The 16420-nt window shown below is 47.4% G+C and carries 14 protein-coding genes and 1 tRNA gene; 5 read left to right on the forward strand and 10 right to left on the reverse strand.

Annotated features, from left to right (window positions below):
- Positions 1-51 precede the first annotated feature (51 nt).
- The 5 genes from D3H65_RS11040 to D3H65_RS11060 form a co-directional block, all read right to left on the reverse strand.
- A complete protein-coding gene (locus D3H65_RS11040) occupies positions 52-636 on the reverse strand; it encodes a Maf family nucleotide pyrophosphatase (protein WP_119050368.1) in 585 nt (194 codons plus the stop codon).
- On the reverse strand, positions 636-1583 hold the full coding sequence (locus D3H65_RS11045) for a geranylgeranylglycerol-phosphate geranylgeranyltransferase (protein WP_119050369.1): 948 nt from the start codon (positions 1581-1583) through the stop codon (positions 636-638). The genes D3H65_RS11040 and D3H65_RS11045 overlap by 1 nt, the downstream gene beginning before the upstream one ends.
- Before the next feature lie 172 nt (positions 1584-1755).
- Complete coding sequence (locus D3H65_RS11050; protein ID WP_119050370.1) at positions 1756-2274, reverse strand: KdsC family phosphatase; 519 nt, start codon at positions 2272-2274, stop codon at positions 1756-1758.
- 219 nt (positions 2275-2493) lie between these two features.
- The gene (locus tag D3H65_RS11055) at positions 2494-4680 is read right to left on the reverse strand and encodes a carboxy terminal-processing peptidase (protein WP_119050371.1); all 2187 of its coding nucleotides are present in this window, start codon (positions 4678-4680) and stop codon (positions 2494-2496) included.
- A 208-nt stretch (positions 4681-4888) separates the two neighbouring features.
- Positions 4889-4962, reverse strand: a tRNA-His gene (locus D3H65_RS11060).
- A gap of 404 nt (positions 4963-5366) precedes the next feature.
- Here D3H65_RS11060 and D3H65_RS11065 point away from each other — a divergent pair.
- From D3H65_RS11065 to D3H65_RS11075, 3 genes are all read left to right on the forward strand, one after another.
- The gene (locus D3H65_RS11065; protein ID WP_119050372.1) at positions 5367-5939 is read left to right on the forward strand and encodes a DUF445 domain-containing protein; all 573 of its coding nucleotides are present in this window, start codon (positions 5367-5369) and stop codon (positions 5937-5939) included.
- An 89-nt stretch (positions 5940-6028) separates the two neighbouring features.
- Positions 6029-8668 (forward strand): outer membrane beta-barrel family protein, encoded by a 2640-nt coding sequence (locus D3H65_RS11070; protein WP_119050373.1) that lies wholly within the window; start codon positions 6029-6031, stop codon positions 8666-8668.
- Between the two features lie 267 nt (positions 8669-8935).
- Positions 8936-9775, forward strand: a complete 840-nt coding sequence (locus D3H65_RS11075) for a hypothetical protein (RefSeq protein ID WP_119050374.1) — start codon at positions 8936-8938, stop codon at positions 9773-9775.
- 9 nt (positions 9776-9784) lie between these two features.
- Here D3H65_RS11075 and D3H65_RS11080 read toward each other — a convergent pair whose 3' ends face one another.
- Positions 9785-12166, reverse strand: a complete 2382-nt coding sequence (locus D3H65_RS11080; protein WP_119050375.1) for an ABC transporter permease — start codon at positions 12164-12166, stop codon at positions 9785-9787.
- 220 nt (positions 12167-12386) lie between these two features.
- On the opposite strand from D3H65_RS11080, the gene D3H65_RS11085 reads away from it, so the two are divergent.
- Together D3H65_RS11085 and D3H65_RS11090 are read left to right on the forward strand one after the other, a co-directional pair.
- Entirely contained in the window at positions 12387-13067 is a 681-nt protein-coding gene (locus D3H65_RS11085; RefSeq protein ID WP_245999725.1) for an SGNH/GDSL hydrolase family protein, read from the forward strand.
- A 271-nt stretch (positions 13068-13338) separates the two neighbouring features.
- Positions 13339-13851, forward strand: coding sequence for a hypothetical protein (locus tag D3H65_RS11090; RefSeq protein WP_119050376.1), 513 nt, complete (start codon positions 13339-13341; stop codon positions 13849-13851).
- Here D3H65_RS11090 and D3H65_RS11095 read toward each other — a convergent pair.
- The 4 genes from D3H65_RS11095 to D3H65_RS11110 all read right to left on the reverse strand — a co-directional run bounded on the left by D3H65_RS11095 (position 13843) and on the right by D3H65_RS11110 (position 16419).
- A complete protein-coding gene (locus tag D3H65_RS11095) occupies positions 13843-15105 on the reverse strand; it encodes a DUF4407 domain-containing protein (protein WP_119050377.1) in 1263 nt (420 codons plus the stop codon). The two genes, D3H65_RS11090 and D3H65_RS11095, sit on opposite strands and share 9 nt — an antisense overlap.
- 161 nt (positions 15106-15266) lie before the next feature.
- The gene (locus tag D3H65_RS11100; protein WP_119050378.1) at positions 15267-15725 is read right to left on the reverse strand and encodes a hypothetical protein; all 459 of its coding nucleotides are present in this window, start codon (positions 15723-15725) and stop codon (positions 15267-15269) included.
- 11 nt (positions 15726-15736) lie between these two features.
- Positions 15737-16162 (reverse strand): hypothetical protein, encoded by a 426-nt coding sequence (locus D3H65_RS11105; protein ID WP_119050379.1) that lies wholly within the window; start codon positions 16160-16162, stop codon positions 15737-15739.
- A 71-nt stretch (positions 16163-16233) separates the two neighbouring features.
- A complete protein-coding gene (locus tag D3H65_RS11110; protein WP_119050380.1) occupies positions 16234-16419 on the reverse strand; it encodes a hypothetical protein in 186 nt (61 codons plus the stop codon).
- Between the last annotated feature and the right edge of the window lies 1 nt (position 16420).

Below are 16420 nucleotides of genomic sequence, written 5' to 3' on the forward strand. Positions count from 1 at the left end.
ATATATACGAAACTTTCGGGCACCTGTATTGGCAGGTGTCATATTTGTTTCCTACCCAAGGGTCTTCAGCGCCTGTACTACCCTGCTGACAGGCAGGCCCATCACGTTGTAGAAATCGCCGTTGATGCGTTTAATACCGGTTACCCCTATCCATTCCTGGATGGCGTAGGCCCCGGCCTTATCAAAGGGACGGTATTTATCGACGTAGAAGGCAATTTCACCGGTAGTAATGGGATGGAACCATACTTCAGTAGTATCGGCAAAAGCGATCTCTTCTCCCTCATGCAGGATAACCACACCGGTGATCACCAGGTGTTTCTTGCCGGAGAGGGCGCTCAGGATGTCGATGGCATCTTCACGGTCGGTGGGCTTGCCAATGATCTTGCTGTCGAGCACCACCACGGTATCGGCAGCCACAATAGTAGCATTGGCTTTGTACAGCCTGTATTCATCGCAGTGTTGTACTGCCAGGGCTTTCTGACGAGCTATATGAACGGGAATGGCATCGGTGGGCAGGCCGGGCGGATAAGTTTCATCGGTAGAGCGCACGATGATATCAAAAGGGATCTCGGCCCATTCCAGCAATTGTTTCCGTCGGGGGCTCTGTGAAGCCAATACTACGCGTTGACTAGCCATTATGCAAAATAGATTTTAAAGAAGATCATCGACACGATGCCCGTAAGCATCACCAGCTTGACCCAGTTGCTCAGGACATGGAACTCCCGGCTGGATTGAGCGGTATATAGCTTACGCAATATATATAATAGCGGGATAATGATGAGTAAAACACAATACAGCGCCGATCCCCACCACTCAAAAGTGAGCACATAGGCCTGCACAATGAACAGAGCGGCTACCAGTACCACGATCCAGGTGCCGGTGAATACCTTGGATACATTCACCCCCCAAACGATGGGCATGGTGCGGCATCCGTATTTGGCATCGCCTGCCATGTCCTCAATATCCTTGATCACCTCCCTGATGAGGGAAATGATAAAGGCAAAGCCGGCATACAGGAAGGTAATGCGCATGATCTTGGAAGCCTGTACCAGGCCAGACAGGCCGGGCGTTTTGATCACTTTATAGTGGACCATAAAGCCTACTACCATCACTGTCCAGGCCGTAAGCAGGGAAATAATAATATTGCCGCTCAGGAGCTTTCGCTTAAAAGTAGTGGAGTAAAACCACAGTGCTATTACGCAACATACATTGGCAGGAGCCAACCACCATATCCGGGTCTTCCAGGCTACCCAGGCACTAAGCAGAATGCCTGCTGTTGATAATACAAAATGCCATACAATGGCCCAGCGCCGCTTGATGTGCTTTTCTACCACCAGCTTGCCCGGTTTGTTTACCTGGTCAATATTGAGGTCAAAATAATCATTGATGATATAACCGCCGGCAGCGATCAATACAGAAGCCACCACCAGGATCACAATCTGAGAGATGGGAATGATCAGGGGCATATTGGCCTGCTGAAATACAGGGATCACTATGCAATACAGGAATAATAACTGGGTGAATGCAATAAACACCAGGTTCAATGTTCTTACCAGCCTTAAAAATGCTACCAGTAGTTTCATGAATGCGCTAAGATAATCACAGAATTCTAAATGTTTCGGGTTTTGAGTGTCGGGTTTCGGGTTCCTCAGAAGTAACTTACAAATAAATATAATATGCCTTTTTGCGGGTAGGCTTTACTCCACCAGCCTGAATAGCGGAAGCAACCCGAAACTTCAGACGCGGAACGCGAAACTAAGAGCTGGTAGTATTCGTATGCAAGTCCCAGTGATCATTCAGTTTCAGTACTTTTTCGATCACATCGCGTACACAACCCAGACCACCCGGGTAGAGGGAGATATAGTGGGCCATTTCCTTTATTTCACTGACGGCATCGGCCGGAGCGCAGGCCAGCCCTACCGTTTGCATCACATCGTAGTCGGGAATATCATCTCCCATCATCAACACTTCGGCATACTGCAGCTTGTGCTGCTGCAGGTACTCGTTCAAACGGGCTTTTTTATCCTTTACGCCCATAAACACATCTTGTATACCCAGTTTGTGGAGCCTTTCTACAGCAGGGTCGCTGGTGCTGCCGGAGATAACTGCTATCCGGTATCCTTTCTTGACAGCCAGTTGGAGGGCAAAGCCATCTTTAATGCTCATCCGGCGGTATTGACCACCATCCAGCACATATACGGTACCGTCGGTGAGTACGCCATCCATATCAAATATAAACGTAGTGATCTGCTTAAACCGGTCTAAAATACTCATGGCAATGGGTAGTAATGAATAACAAAAATAGGGAATACCTAAAAAAGAACGCCGAATGGTGTAGTCCCATTCAGCGTTCGATAATATCTTATTCAATCTGCCGGTTTCGTCCCCTTCGACAAGCTCCTTTAGATCAGGGTGAGCCGCCCCGAAAGGGCGACCCACCCTTTAGCCGCCTTCGACAGGCTGGTGACAAGGAATTCAGACTGACAAATCCTCTTAATTCTTGCGGGGATTACCGTTGGTATTATATACCAGGTTCTTTTGAACGATCATATCATTGATCACATTCACGGCTTCGCCCAGGTAAATATCACTGCTGCGCAGGGTTTTGATCCATTGCTTAAAGCGTTCTGATTTACCGGTATCATATTCAAACTTCTTCAGGTCTTCCGGCATGGCTTCCACATCCAGTTCCTTGGCAGATTTATTGATCGAATCAATTTCTTTGCCTACAGCTTTCAACTGCCTTTGCTCTTCCTGGAATTTCTTCAGGTTGAGAGGAGTGATCTTATCATTCAGTTTGCTCAACCACTCGGCGTTGGCCCTTATTTTAGTAAAAGCATCATTGCTCTTCAGACGGTCATCACTGGCTTTTTTGATAGGCGCGAGGTCGAGGCCATATTTCCAGCGGCTGTAATCAGCTTTCTTGATCTCATCCCAGGGCAATGCATCGGGATTGTCTTTTTCACGCAGCTTGGAATACTCAGCCAGATCGGGCAATGGAATATCAGAACTTACACCACGCAGCTGGGTAGAACCGCCATTGATGCGGTAAAACTTCTGGAGGGTCAGTTTTACAGTACCCAGGTCGCTATTGGGATTGAGCATACCCAGGTTTTTATCGAGGCCAATGTTACGTTGCACCGTTCCTTTACCATAGGTAGTGGTGCTACCGATGATGATACCACGGTCGTAATCCTGGATAGCAGCGGCAAATATTTCAGAGGCAGAAGCACTGAACTCATTGACCATTACCGCCAGGGGACCATCGTACAACAAGGTTTTATCACGGTCATAATACACCATGGGGTCTTTGCTATCGCGGTCTTTCACCTGTACTACGGGGCCACCTTCAATAAAGAAGCCCACCATTTGCACCACATCGTAGAGTGAACCGCCGCCATTGTTGCGCAGGTCCATTACGATACCATCTACTTTCTGTTCTTTCAGCTTTATGATCTCCTTGCGCACATCTTCCGCACAACGGGGACCTTTGGGATTGTCAAAATCGGCATAGAATTCCGGCAGGTATATAAATCCGATCTTACCGCTCACGGTATTAACGATCGCGCTGCGGGCAAAAGTTTCATCCTGCACGATCTTATCACGGATAAGGGTCACCACTTTAATGGAACCATCCGTCTTTTTCAATGTCAGGCGTACTTCTGTACCTTGTTTGCCACGGATCAGTTTCACAGCATCTTCTACAAAGAAACCAGCCAGGTCTACCGGTTCGGCAGATCCCTGTCCTACTTTCTGTATCAGATCACCCACGGCTATTTCGCCCGACTTCCAGGCAGGGCTGCCGGTGATAAGGGTTGCGATCTTGATACCGCCTTCGCCATCCAGCAGGGAGGCGCCGATACCAAAAAAGGTACCGCTCATTTGCTCATCGAAATAACGTTTGTCAACAGGAGGAAAAAAGGTGGTATGGGGATCCATCGACTCGGTGATGGTCTTTACAAATTCATTGAAGCGGTCATCATCAGACACCTTTACTTTGAGACGCTCGTACAACCTGTCCATGATCTTCAGTACACGATCGCGGGCATCTTTTTCCAGCTCGGCATCTGTTTTCGCTTTCACACTGTCTTTGCCTTTGTTCTTATCACGGGCTTCCAGCAGGTCGGCATAACGGTCGAGCACCAAAGACTTCAGCCTTTTGCGCCAGGCCTCTTTACGTTCTGCTTCATTTTTGGGGAAATCCAGTTCATCGGTGTTGAAGTTGGCCGATTCATCTTTGGTAAAATCGAAGGGCTTGCTCAGTATGTCTTTGTAGACCAGCTCCGTTTCGAGGATACGCTTTTTCACGATCTCAGAAACGGCAGGTACAAACTGCACCGGCTCTCCCAGTATCTCATTGTCGATGGTGGTTTCAAATTTCTTCAACTGGTGTATGTCTGACTGCAGCAGGATGTTCTTGCTTTCGTCGACATAACGGTTGGTGAGGAATTTTTTAAAGACCTCTTTGGAGAAATTATCATCGATCTTTTTAGGACTGTAATGGTTTTCTTCGAGCATTTCACCTACAGAATGCAGGATCTTGTCATATTTTGTATCGGGTGGTTTATTGCCTCCTACAATTCCGAGGGTACGGAAGGCCAGAAACAAACCGGCACCCAGGATAATCAACACTACGGGTAGATTCTTTCTTTTAACCATATAACTTAATACTTTAGTCATTGCTTCCAAAAATAACGATAAATAAGGAGGGTTGTTGCAATTCAAAATGAATATTAACAATCGCTTTAGCGTAAAATCCTGCAATTCGGGAAGATCGGAAAAGAGCGGAGGATAAACGGCATACAGGTCAATTATTCGATTTACCGGTATGGCTGAAGCGGGCGCCAGGTGCAATAAAAAAGAGGCAGTTACCTGCCTCTTTTTTCCGGGTGGATGACCGGGTTCGAACCGGCGACCCTCAGAACCACAATCTGATGCTCTAACCAACTGAGCTACAACCACCGTGTTAATTGGGAGTGCAAAAGTAAAGTAAATCTGTTTCCCGCCAAAAAAATCAGGTTCTCTTTTTTTAGATAGTTTGCTTTTTTTGTCCACAGATAACCCTGATAATCACAGGCAAACCCTGCTCCTCTCCTGCCCGGCCGCCAGATGACATGCTCCTTCAAAAAATATTTTCAGAAAAGTGAACAATCTGTCAACCTTCTTTAAAGCATGTGTCAACCATGTGTCAAACTAGTACCGTTCATTCGAGAACACCCCTGTTTGACACATGGTTGGTACAAGGATGAGGCCAGCTTGGTATAAGGTTGGCTAATATCGGGCAGTCCCCGGAATCGCCAGGCCCGTAAAATAAGCGTACCTTGCGCCCTCAATTTCCCGTTTTAATTATCATTCAATTGATTGCAATGAGCCCCTGGTGGTTAATGATCCCCATACTGTCTGCATTTTTAGGTTGGTTAACGATCCAGCTTTTCGTAAAACTGTTCTTTGGCTTCGTTTTCCCCCGCAAACGCCAGCAATGGACGGTACAACTGGCCAAAACGGTGAGCACAGAGTTGTTTTCCTTTGCCGACCTGGAAACGAAGATCACCAGCCCGGAAAGTCTGCAAAAGATCATGCCGCAGGTAGAAGTACATATTGACGATTTCCTGCGCAAAGGACTGCCTAAATCTTTCCCGATGATCAGCGCCTTTATCGGCGAGCGCACCATCAACCAGTTGAAGGAGATCTTCCTGAAAGAACTGGAAACGATCTTCCCCCTTGTTATGAAAGGATATGTTAAAAATCTCCAGGAAGACCTCAACCTGGAGCAAATGGTCATCGATAAAGTAACTGCTATTCCAACTGATAAGATACAAGTATCTGTCTATCAGGCTATAGGTTCCGACCTCAACAAAGCAGCGCTGCTGGCGGCTCTGCTGGGATTGCTTATTGGACTTGTTCAGTTGGGTATAGTGCTGGCCACGGTGTCCTTTTAACAAGCCTTGCCACTCATCACAATGTCATTCCGGCGTCACAAGTTCTAAGGGACTTTTGCGTCTAACCCCTCAAATTAATTAACCAGGATATGAGAAGTTTTCTGCTATTTCTTGTTTGTGCAGCTTTGTATAGCCATAGCATGGCCCAGTTTCCCGGAGGCGGAGCGCCCGGTGGCGGCCGGCCCGGCGGCGGTGGCGGAGTGCCCAGTATTGGCCACTTTTACGGCCGTATTGTGGACGGAAAGACCAATAAAGGGGTGGAAGCGGCCTCTGTGCAGCTGATCCAATCCAAAATGGATGTTACAACCAAAAAACCAAAGGATACTATTATAGGTGGTATGCTTACCCGCGGCAATGGCGACTTTAGCCTGGAGAACCTGCCCATCTTTGGCCAGTTCCGCCTGAAGATCACCGCCATTGGTTATAAAACCATCGAGCAAAAGGTAGCATTTGAACTGAAGTTTGGCCAGGGCGATATGAGCCAGGCTATGAATGCCGTAGATAAGGACCTGGGCAATTTCAAACTGGAGCAGGATGCACAGGTGATGGAAGCAGTGACGGTAACGGGCTCCAAACCCTTGATCGAAATGGGCATTGACCGCAAGATCTTCAACGTAGAAAAGAATATTACTTCCGCCGGCGGTACAGCCGTAGATGTAATGCGTAATGTGCCTTCTCTCAATGTTGATATCGATGGCAATGTGACCTTGCGCAATGCAGCTCCTCAAATATTTGTAGACGGACGCCCCACTACCCTCACGCTGGACCAGATCCCGGCGGATGCCATTCAAAGTGTGGAGATGATCACCAACCCTTCGGCCAAGTATGACGCCAGTGGTGGTCAGGCGGGTATCCTCAACATCGTATTGAAAAAGAACCGCAAAGCGGGTTATAACGGCAGCATCCGCGCCGGTATTGACTCCCGTGCGAAGATCAATGCCGGTGGCGACCTCAACATACGCCAGGGCAAGCTCAACGTATTTGCCAATGCCATGTACAACCAGCGTAAATCAAAAGGCTGGGGTTGGTCGGACCAATTGAATACCTTGACCAAACCCAACACTTTCCAACACCAGGATAATGACCAGGTGAACAATGGTTCTTTTGCCTTTGGCCGCTTTGGGCTGGATTATTTCGTAGACAACCGCAACACGTTGTCTATCTCGCAATCTATCGTACGTGGTACCTTTAAGAACAACAACCAGGAGAATTACAATATTGACACTGCCGGCAATTTTTATGAAACCCAATACCGCAATACATTGGGTGAATTTGAGTTCCGCAACTACGGTACGCAGCTGAGCTTTAAGCACCTCTTTGCCAAAGCGGGTAAAGAATGGACAGCGGATGTGAATTATAACCTGAGTAAGAATGAGAACAATAGCAACGTCATGTTCCGTTCTTTTGATGATAAAGATCAAACAAATCCCAAAGGACCAGAGCAATTGCAAAGCACGCTTGGCAATGGTGAGAACAAATTTATTGTAGCGCAAACAGACTTTGTAAACCCCATCACCGAGACCATGAAATGGGAAGCGGGCCTGCGTGCACAGATCCGCAAATCTGAAAGCTCTCAGCTCATCTCTACCAATGGTAGCGCCAATGTGGGCCTGAGCAACAATTTTGAGTACACGGATTATGTATATGCCGGTTATGCTACTTTCTCTCAAAAGATAAAGGACAAGTGGAGCTACCAACTGGGTCTGCGTGCAGAAAGCTCTAATTATGATGGCAAGCAAATCGGAAAAGACAACTATTCCAACAGCTTTCCCATCAGCTTATTCCCCAGCGTATTCTTAACACGTTCGTTTGAGAATAAGCAGGATATCCAGGTAAACTATTCCCGCAGGGTAAACCGGCCCAACTTCTTCCAGTTGATGCCCAACTATGATATCTCCAACAAACTGAGTTATTCAACTGGTAACCCCGACCTGGTGCCAGAGTTTACGCATTCGCTGGAGTTGTCTTACCAAAAGACCTATGGTAAGAACAACAACACTTTCCTGGCTACTGTATTTGGTAAGTACACAACCAACCTGATCTCCCGTTACCAAAGCTGGCAGAAAGTAGAAAATGATTCGGCTTTTGTATCTACCTGGATCAATGCTTCTGATGCGTATGCTGCCGGCCTTGAACTGGTGTTCCGCAACAACTGGACCAAGTGGTGGGATATGAACTTCAGCACCAACGTATATTATTCCAAGATCAACGGAGATAATGTGACCAAACAATTGACGAATGAGCGTACAAGTTGGTCGGCCAAAGTAAACAACACGTTCAAGATCGCTAAAGGCTGGAGCATCCAGCTGAGCGGTGACTATATTTCCAAGAGCGCATTGCCTGTAAGCACCAGCAATGGCGGCGGCGGCGGTGGTCGTGGTGGTATGGGCGGCGGTGGCGGCTTCATGGGCGCTGCACCTTCTTCAGTACAAGGGTTTATCGATGCCAACTATGGCGCCGATCTGGGCCTTAGAAAAGAGTTCATGATCAAGAAGAATACTGCTACCATTTCAGTTAACTGGAATGATATCTTCCGTACACGCCGTTACTATGCCTTCTCTGAATCCCTCGGCTTTACACAAACGGATTGGAGAAGAAGGGACCCACAGATCGTGCGGGTGAACTTCAGCTACCGTTTTGGTAAGTTTGATATCGGCCTGTTCAAACGCAAGAACATGAAGGGCGAATCAGAAGGTATGCAGAACGGTATGCAGGGTATGGGTCAATAAGCAGCCTGCCAGTTCGAACTATAAGCTATTACATAAGCACAGAGGTCGTTCCTTTCTGGAAACGACCTCTTTTTATTTGGATTAAGTAAGTAGTCTTTTTGTGCCTTTGAAACAGGCGGCCTCCAAATTTTAATCTCTTTTAAAAACCTGGTTATCACACCGAAGAGAACACTATAGTCTGCTCCTTCACCTTATTGACATATATGGGGTTGACATTGCCTGGCACTTTTGCTATTTTGGGAATATCCAATAATCCAATACCCGACAATGAAAAGTCAACTCTTCATCGTACTGCTGGCTATTACAGTCAACACCTATGGACAAACTTCTTTGATCAGAATATACAACGCCTCAGAAATTCTACTCGAGGCCAACAAACTGACAGATACCTGGAGACTACTGAAAGATGTAGAGTCCACCTGTGATAAAACGGATACACTTTACCCCTATATCGTTTGGAATTCGTTAAGCACTACTACAAGGCTGGAATTGTATTACAGGCTGAAGGCAAAGTTTGACAGTTCCTTCTATTTTGGACAACAATCATTACAACTCATTGAAAAGGGTGCGCCTTATTTTAAGGAAACATTTGTCAACCGCAAATACTGGATGTATAAAAACCTGGTGGTCTCCTCTTTTGGTGCAGGTAAGCCAGAGCAGGCAAAAAAGTACCAGCACCTGTTGTATAAAGCGTATAAAAACAAGAAGCTACCGGAAGGGATGGACCAGTATTACAATTTTACCTACTTCAAATGGAAAGATAAGAATGTGTGGGGTTATGAATGGTACCCCGAGCCGGGTGACCCCGATGCGAAAGGCAGGTATTCAAAGATCATCTATTATGTATACAGTACTAACGAGGATGGCAGTGATAAAGAACAGCTTTACCGCCTGCACGTTCAAAGATCACACAACAATGACAATGCTTTAAAATTGAATTATGTACTGATCAAACAGCTGGAGAACGCCCAAAACGAAGTAAGCGGTACCCTGTATGGATACACCTACAACAGGAAGATCAATTACGCCAAGTTACAGGCCGATGTCAAAGCAGTTTTAATGGAAAACTATTATCCCGATACGCAGGCGGTGGTGATCAAAAGATAAACCAGCCTGTTATTCTGATCGTAAACTTCTTACGGGATTGGCCAGTGCCGCTTTAATGGCCTGGAAGCTTACGGTAAGCAAGGTAATGACCATGGCACCCACACCCGCAGCAACAAAGATCCACCAGGCTACGGACGTACGGTACTGGTAACTCTGCAGCCAGTTGTACATGAGGTACCAGGACAAGGGGATTGCAATGGCCAGGGATATGGACACCAGCACCACAAACTCCTTAGAGAGCAGTCGCCACAAATTGAATACGGAAGCACCCAATACTTTCCGCACACCTATCTCTTTGGTACGTTGCTCTGCCATAAAAGAAGCCATTCCAAACAAGCCGAGACAACTGATAAAAATAGCCAGCACGGCAAAGAAACCAGCCAGCTTACCAATTCGTTCTTCATCAGCAAACTTGTGGCCGTACTCCTCATCAATAAACTTGTAGTCAACCGGCGCACCAGGTGCATATTTCTTGAAAACAGGTTCTATAGCCGCCAATGCCTCGCGGGTGCTTTTGGCAGGATTGATCCGGATATTAACGACCTCGCTCATACCATCCAGGAACGCAAAGACGGTTTGCTTAACAGGTTCATAAGGCGATTGCATGATCATATCCTTCACCACCCCAATGATGGTATAGTCCCTGCCCCAGTGTATGATCTCACCCACAGGATTCTTCAGGCCCATGTATTTAACAGCCGACTCATTTAAAATGAGGGTGAATGAATCAGCCAGGGATTGCGCATTGAAATTCCTACCGGCTACAAATTGCCAGCCTACAGTATGGCTAAATCCCGGATCCACACCAATAACAGCAAAGTCGTCCATTACCGTGGGGTCCTTCCCTTTCCATTCCAGTCCACTGGAATTGTTGTTAACGGTCGTAAGCGGGCTGGTGGATTCGGACATATCCAATACGGCACCGGATTGCAGGAGTTCCTGCTTCATAGCATTGAAATGGGTATGTGTTTCTGCTGTCAATACGGCAACACTGATCAAACCGGCCCGGTCATAGCCGGTAGGCCGGTTCCTGGCATGTTGTACCTGGCGAAACACCACCAGGGTACCTACGATGAGTACAACGGAAACGGAAAACTGAACCACCACCAATACCTTGCGCGGAATGGAACCTAAACGGCCCACCCGGAAAGTGCCCTTTAATACTTTAACCGGCTGAAAGGAGGACAGGTAGAAAGCAGGATAACTACCAGCCAGCAAAACGGTGACCAATGCCACGGCCAGGCCCATGAGCCAAAAGGCAGGGAGGCTAAGCGGCAGCTGAATGTTTTTGGCTGCTACATCATTGAAAAATGGCAGCATGAGAGATACGAGTAAGATCGCCGTCACAAATGAAAAGCCCACCACCAGTAACGACTCACTAAAAAACTGGCCGATCAATTGCCATTTCATAGAACCGATGGCTTTGCGTATACCAACCTCCTTCGCCCTTTTTTCAGAGCGGGCGGTGCTCAGGTTCATGAAGTTGATGCAGGCCAGCAATAATACAAATACGCCTATGATACCAAAGAGCCAGACGTACTCAATACGCCCACCGGTATTGACGCCATTCTTAAACTCCTGGTATAAATGCCATCGGCTCATCGGTTGCAGGAAAAGAGCGGGTTTGGTCTTCGTGCCTTCCTTATCGAGGTGCTTTAATTTCGAATCCTTTATTTTGGCTGACACACTGGCGATATCCGCCTGGTCGGCCAGCTGCACAAATAACTGGAAAGAATTGTTCTCCCATTGATCACCCGCATTTTTCACCCAATCGTTGTTGGAGGCATAGAGGTCCCAGGAAGCAATGAAAGCTACCTTTTTGAAAGTGGTATTGGCCGGCAGGTCTTCAAATACACCGGTCACTTTTGCATTGAGTGTATTATCGAGTCTGATGACCTGATTCACGGGATCGGCATCACCAAACAAAGACTTAGCTACGGAAGCAGCAAGCAATATGCCCGATGGATCATTCAATCCGTTCCTTGTTCCCTTTTGCATGTGGAGGCTAAGCATATCGGGTGCACCAGCCTGCATAAAGCTGCCGGGCTGCATGATCTTTTTATCGCCAATGGCCAGGATATGGCCCCAGGTCCAGGATGACAGGACGATGTGCTTGAAATCGCTGCCATAGCTTTTACGCAACTCCGTTTCCAAAGGAAGAGGAATAGCCTGATCGGTGCGAACATTGCCGCTGAAATTGCGGGTTTGCATCACCTGCGCAATGCGGTTGTAATGCTGGTGATACTTGTCGAAAGACAATTCATCATAGATCCACAGACCAATAAGCATGGCCACCGCCATGCCCACAGAAAGGCCGGCTATATTGATAAACGAGTGTCCTTTGTGCCTGGAAAGGTTGCGAAACGCTATTTTGAAATAATTCCTGATCATAACAGCTTTTTTCCGGTGGTAAGAAATAATGGCAATAATACACCTAAGAAAATGCCAGAATTTAACAGCCTGCTTATGAAGCAATTACCTGGCAAAATCACGGCACCGATTGTCCGGTTTTGATACAGGCAGTGTTCGGTTTAAGGTTGATTACAATTGACTGTGCCTATATAAATACAAAACCGCGCCTATTACGTATATAATAGCAAGGATTCTGATTATGAACAAAGTAGCAATGTTCATATACCTTTGTGTGACCATGCTCTACCCTTCAACAGCACAGGATATGAACCCAACCAACCGATCGTATCTCGCCCTGGGCGATTCCTACACCATTGGTGAAGGCGTGCCCGACATAGAGAATTTTCCCCACCAGGCAGTGCAGTTGCTTAACCAGCAAGGCCTTTCATTTGGCAAGCCCACTATTGTAGCCAAAACCGGCTGGACCACCGACGAGCTGCAGCAGGGCATTGCCGCCGCCACACTTGATGGTACCTATGACATAGTTTCCCTGCTGATAGGTGTCAACAACCAATACCGTGGCCGAAGCAGTACGGAATACGCCGAACAGTTTGAATTACTGCTACAACAAGCCATTGCCTTTGCCGGTCGCCATCCTCAGCATGTATTTGTATTGTCCATCCCCGACTGGGGCGCCACACCCTATGCAGAAGGGCGCGACCGCGCACAGATAGCGAAGGAAATTGATAGCTTCAATGCCATTAACAAATCCCTGGCCGACGAATACGGCGTGCATTACATTGACATTACACCCGGCACACGGGAAGCAACTACTGACCCTTCGCTGGTCACTACCGACCATTTACACCCCTCCGGCAAAGAATATGGTCGCTGGGCAGCTAAATTGGCGGATAGCATTAAAGCAGCTATAGGTCTTTAACAATGGTAGTGATAGCCGCTAATTGCCTGCACATAGCCTCAGACAGATACCCGAATGGCCGCCATATGGCCTAAACAGGGGTTTATAGAGGCGTTTGGGCAATACGTAGGCAATGCGTAGGCAATGCGTAGGCAAGCCGTAAGCAATGTGTGGGCATGCCCGGGCCATTACACCGGCGCTGAATAACCTCCTGAGACAGGTGGATACACCCTCTTGATTGCCAATTCCCGATTTTACCCTAAACTTGCGTGCTCAATCCCCCTGTTCTTGTATGGAAACGCAACAAATGCAGCCCCCTGTTCTCAAATTAAGCTGGAGAGAAAAATTTGCCGGCATCCTGGTGCTGATCATTGGCATTATCTACCTCCTGTGGCAGGTGGCTGATTTTATGTCCTCCAAATCAGATGCATACGCTGTAAAGGAAGGGAATTTCCAGATCAGCAGGGCCGAACTCCTGAATCATGCACGTTCGATACTCAGCATTTTGCTGGCACTGGCTGGCGGCTGGTTACTGTTAAAAGGTAAGAAGGCCGGCTGGATAATTGGTGTTACGCTGCTGCTGCTGTTAAACAGCATTGCCATCATCCTGATGGTGCAGGGCTTTAGCCTCACAGATACGACCAATAAAATTGCCGGTGGTGTGGTGGTCTTTATAATGCTGCTGGCTTTACTGTTTTTGCTGCTTCCTTCGGCAAGGTTAAAATACAAGGTCAGCAAGCGTACTTACCTGCCGACCCTGGTTTTATTGCTGATCCTTGTTGGTATCTACTTTTTCTTACAATAGATCGCCTTCATCTACCTGGTAACGTTCCTTGATCTTGCGCATCACCTCATCCATGGAAGCACGGTGGTCTTTGGGATTCCATTCACCCCGCTCCCACTTGTCCAGTTCCTCATCAATATGCTTTTGCTGTAAGGCGCTCAGCTTTTCAGACAACTGGTCCGATACTTCTTTCTGCTTGCGGTAAAATGCTTTCTTCTTTTCGGAGGTAAGCTCTTTATCCTTCCGCATATCATTTTCAGAAGCAGCCATCAGGGTCAGTTCTTCTTTGGCGAGCGCAATATCATAAGGCCCTACGGGCATAATGAGCTTTGACAGGATAGGTCCTACCTCTATTAAAATGATCAGCAGCGACAGGAGCATGCTAGTCCAGAATACACTGCTTTCTTCATCGGCCAGGTCGGTAAGCGCCTTGTTGCGCTCCAGGAAGCCCACATTCGCTTTGGCGGAGGCTTCGTATTGCTTACGCTTCTCCTCCATGGAGGCTTTCGCGCCTGCCAGGATACTGTCCTGCTTTACCAGGTCGCCCTGCAATAGCACAAGCTCGGGCGCATATTGCTGACGGGCATTGTTGAAGGCATCCATCTTTAACCGGGTCAGGTTTTCAATGCCCCGCCGGCCCGATCCGCCGGTGCCATCGGCTTCCTGCACATAGGCCTGCTGCAGCCGGTGAAGGGTATCTTCAATGGCTAGTTTCCTGCTTTCCAAACGACTGCGCTCGGCCGTGGTGGTTTGCATGAGGGCGGTATTTTCGGCCTGGAGCAAACTATCATTGAGCTGGATCTTTTTGTGAATATTCTCCACCACCTTGGTATCGATCTCCTTTTCAAAGATCTTCAACTCCAGTGGCCGGGCAATGGTAACGCCGATCAGCAAAGCCAGTGCAATACGGGGCAGGGCCATCCAAAACTGTTTGCGTCTGCTTACCCCATATTTACGCATGGTGGATACGAGAAACCGGTCGAAGTTGAAGATGATAAGGCCCCAGATGATAGCAAAGAGAATGGTCCAGCCAACATTGTTGAAGATACTGTAAATAGCATACCCCGAAGAAATAGCGGCCAGCACAAAAGTGGCCAGTATTACCCCTCCCAGCCCGCCGTACTTGCTGTGTTCGGAGGGAAATTGCTTTAGTAATTGCTGGTGCGCGCCCGCACACCACCACAGAAAATTATTGTCGGATCTTTTACCGCCTCCCCCGCTAAAGGAGTCGTAGGCGTACAGGTCATTGCCCTGCACAGGTTCTTGAGCAGCCATACAAATGCTTTAATGAATAAAATGTAAAAAATTGAGCGATAGCGGTTGAAGTGGGAACAGAATTACAACGGCAAATAAACGTATTAATTGCAAATGAAACGTGAAAGAATTGTAAAGGCAATAAGGCATCGGGGCAAAAAGGCAACGAGAGGGGTATTACCTTATTGCCGGCGGGCCAGCAGTTGCTCATATTCCTCTTTTTGCCAGGGGGTCTTAAACAGGTTGATGGTCCTGTCGTGCTGATTGGGATGGAGCTCCAGGGTGCGTTTCCGGGAGAATTTGGAAACATAGACGGTATCATTGACCTTGACCCATTCATATTTCTTCCGGTCCAGCAACCGGTTCCGGTACTTAATATAACAGGTATCGCAGAATGTGACGCTCTTTTCCTGGTAGCATTTACCATCCTTATCGAAGTAATAATAAAAAGAGGCTGGCTGGTAAGCACTGTCTTTTACATGCATCACCACAGACTGATCGTTCGTTTCAATGGGGCTGTTCGCCAGACCAGCTGTTTTCAGGTTACGGTAGACGGCCTTTTTGGAAAGCCCAATGTATTTTTGGGAGAAGGCGAGGGAGGCCGTAAACAGTAAACAACAAAGTAGTATTATTCTACGCATACTAGCGGGAGTTAATCTTTAAAAGGTTCATCCGTATCGCGGAACTTGCCGGCCATGGATGTGACGATATAACCAATGCCACCCAATGTACCACCCACCGCCACGATCCAAATCAGAACAGGCCTGATGAGCACCCCACCATAGGTATACACATAAAAAAGGTAAAAAGCAGCCGCCAGGCCAAACAGCAGGAAGAAGCTGCCATATAGATAACCGCCCCTATTCTCTTTTTTAAACTCTCCCCCATTGGCAGCAAAAAGCTCTTCCAATAGCTGGGTAGCTTGTATATCATCCATACCCCGGTAATCGGCTGTCAGGCTTTCCAGGATATGTTCTCTTTTGGAACCATCTTTTACAGATTGAATGGCATAAGCCAGGTTGTCTTCTTTAACACCTTTAGCCAGGTATTCGGCTTTAATAGCATCAAAATTCTTCATGGTAGGTTTGCTAATAATTCGGGGATTAAAATAATACCAATTACGCAGGATTCAAAATCAGCAGGAATGACTCAATGACTGAAGTACTTAGCGAGGGCAAGAATAGCCCCCACTCCCACCAACACCCAGCCTGCCCTTCGTATAGTTGACACTTTCTTCATATAGTTAGCATCACTGTCCCTGATCAGGGTTTTGGAACTGGTGATACAAAGTATGCCAATAAAAAGTGGGATTAAGTATTCAAAATATGCTGCCATG

The sequence above is a fragment of the Paraflavitalea soli genome (assembly GCF_003555545.1).
Taxonomy (GTDB): Bacteria; Bacteroidota; Bacteroidia; order Chitinophagales; family Chitinophagaceae; genus Paraflavitalea; species Paraflavitalea soli.

Coding starts and splice junctions, on each gene's coding strand:
- D3H65_RS11040 (WP_119050368.1), bottom strand. CDS start 636: ATGGCTAGTCAACGCGTAGTATTGGCTTCACAGAGCCCCCGACGGAAA.
- D3H65_RS11045 (WP_119050369.1), bottom strand. CDS start 1,583: ATGAAACTACTGGTAGCATTTTTAAGGCTGGTAAGAACATTGAACCTG.
- D3H65_RS11050 (WP_119050370.1), bottom strand. CDS start 2,274: ATGAGTATTTTAGACCGGTTTAAGCAGATCACTACGTTTATATTTGAT.
- D3H65_RS11055 (WP_119050371.1), bottom strand. CDS start 4,680: ATGACTAAAGTATTAAGTTATATGGTTAAAAGAAAGAATCTACCCGTA.
- D3H65_RS11065 (WP_119050372.1), top strand. CDS start 5,367: ATGAGCCCCTGGTGGTTAATGATCCCCATACTGTCTGCATTTTTAGGT.
- D3H65_RS11070 (WP_119050373.1), top strand. CDS start 6,029: ATGAGAAGTTTTCTGCTATTTCTTGTTTGTGCAGCTTTGTATAGCCAT.
- D3H65_RS11075 (WP_119050374.1), top strand. CDS start 8,936: ATGAAAAGTCAACTCTTCATCGTACTGCTGGCTATTACAGTCAACACC.
- D3H65_RS11080 (WP_119050375.1), bottom strand. CDS start 12,166: ATGATCAGGAATTATTTCAAAATAGCGTTTCGCAACCTTTCCAGGCAC.
- D3H65_RS11085 (WP_245999725.1), top strand. CDS start 12,387: ATGAACAAAGTAGCAATGTTCATATACCTTTGTGTGACCATGCTCTAC.
- D3H65_RS11090 (WP_119050376.1), top strand. CDS start 13,339: ATGGAAACGCAACAAATGCAGCCCCCTGTTCTCAAATTAAGCTGGAGA.
- D3H65_RS11095 (WP_119050377.1), bottom strand. CDS start 15,105: ATGGCTGCTCAAGAACCTGTGCAGGGCAATGACCTGTACGCCTACGAC.
- D3H65_RS11100 (WP_119050378.1), bottom strand. CDS start 15,725: ATGCGTAGAATAATACTACTTTGTTGTTTACTGTTTACGGCCTCCCTC.
- D3H65_RS11105 (WP_119050379.1), bottom strand. CDS start 16,162: ATGAAGAATTTTGATGCTATTAAAGCCGAATACCTGGCTAAAGGTGTT.
- D3H65_RS11110 (WP_119050380.1), bottom strand. CDS start 16,419: ATGGCAGCATATTTTGAATACTTAATCCCACTTTTTATTGGCATACTT.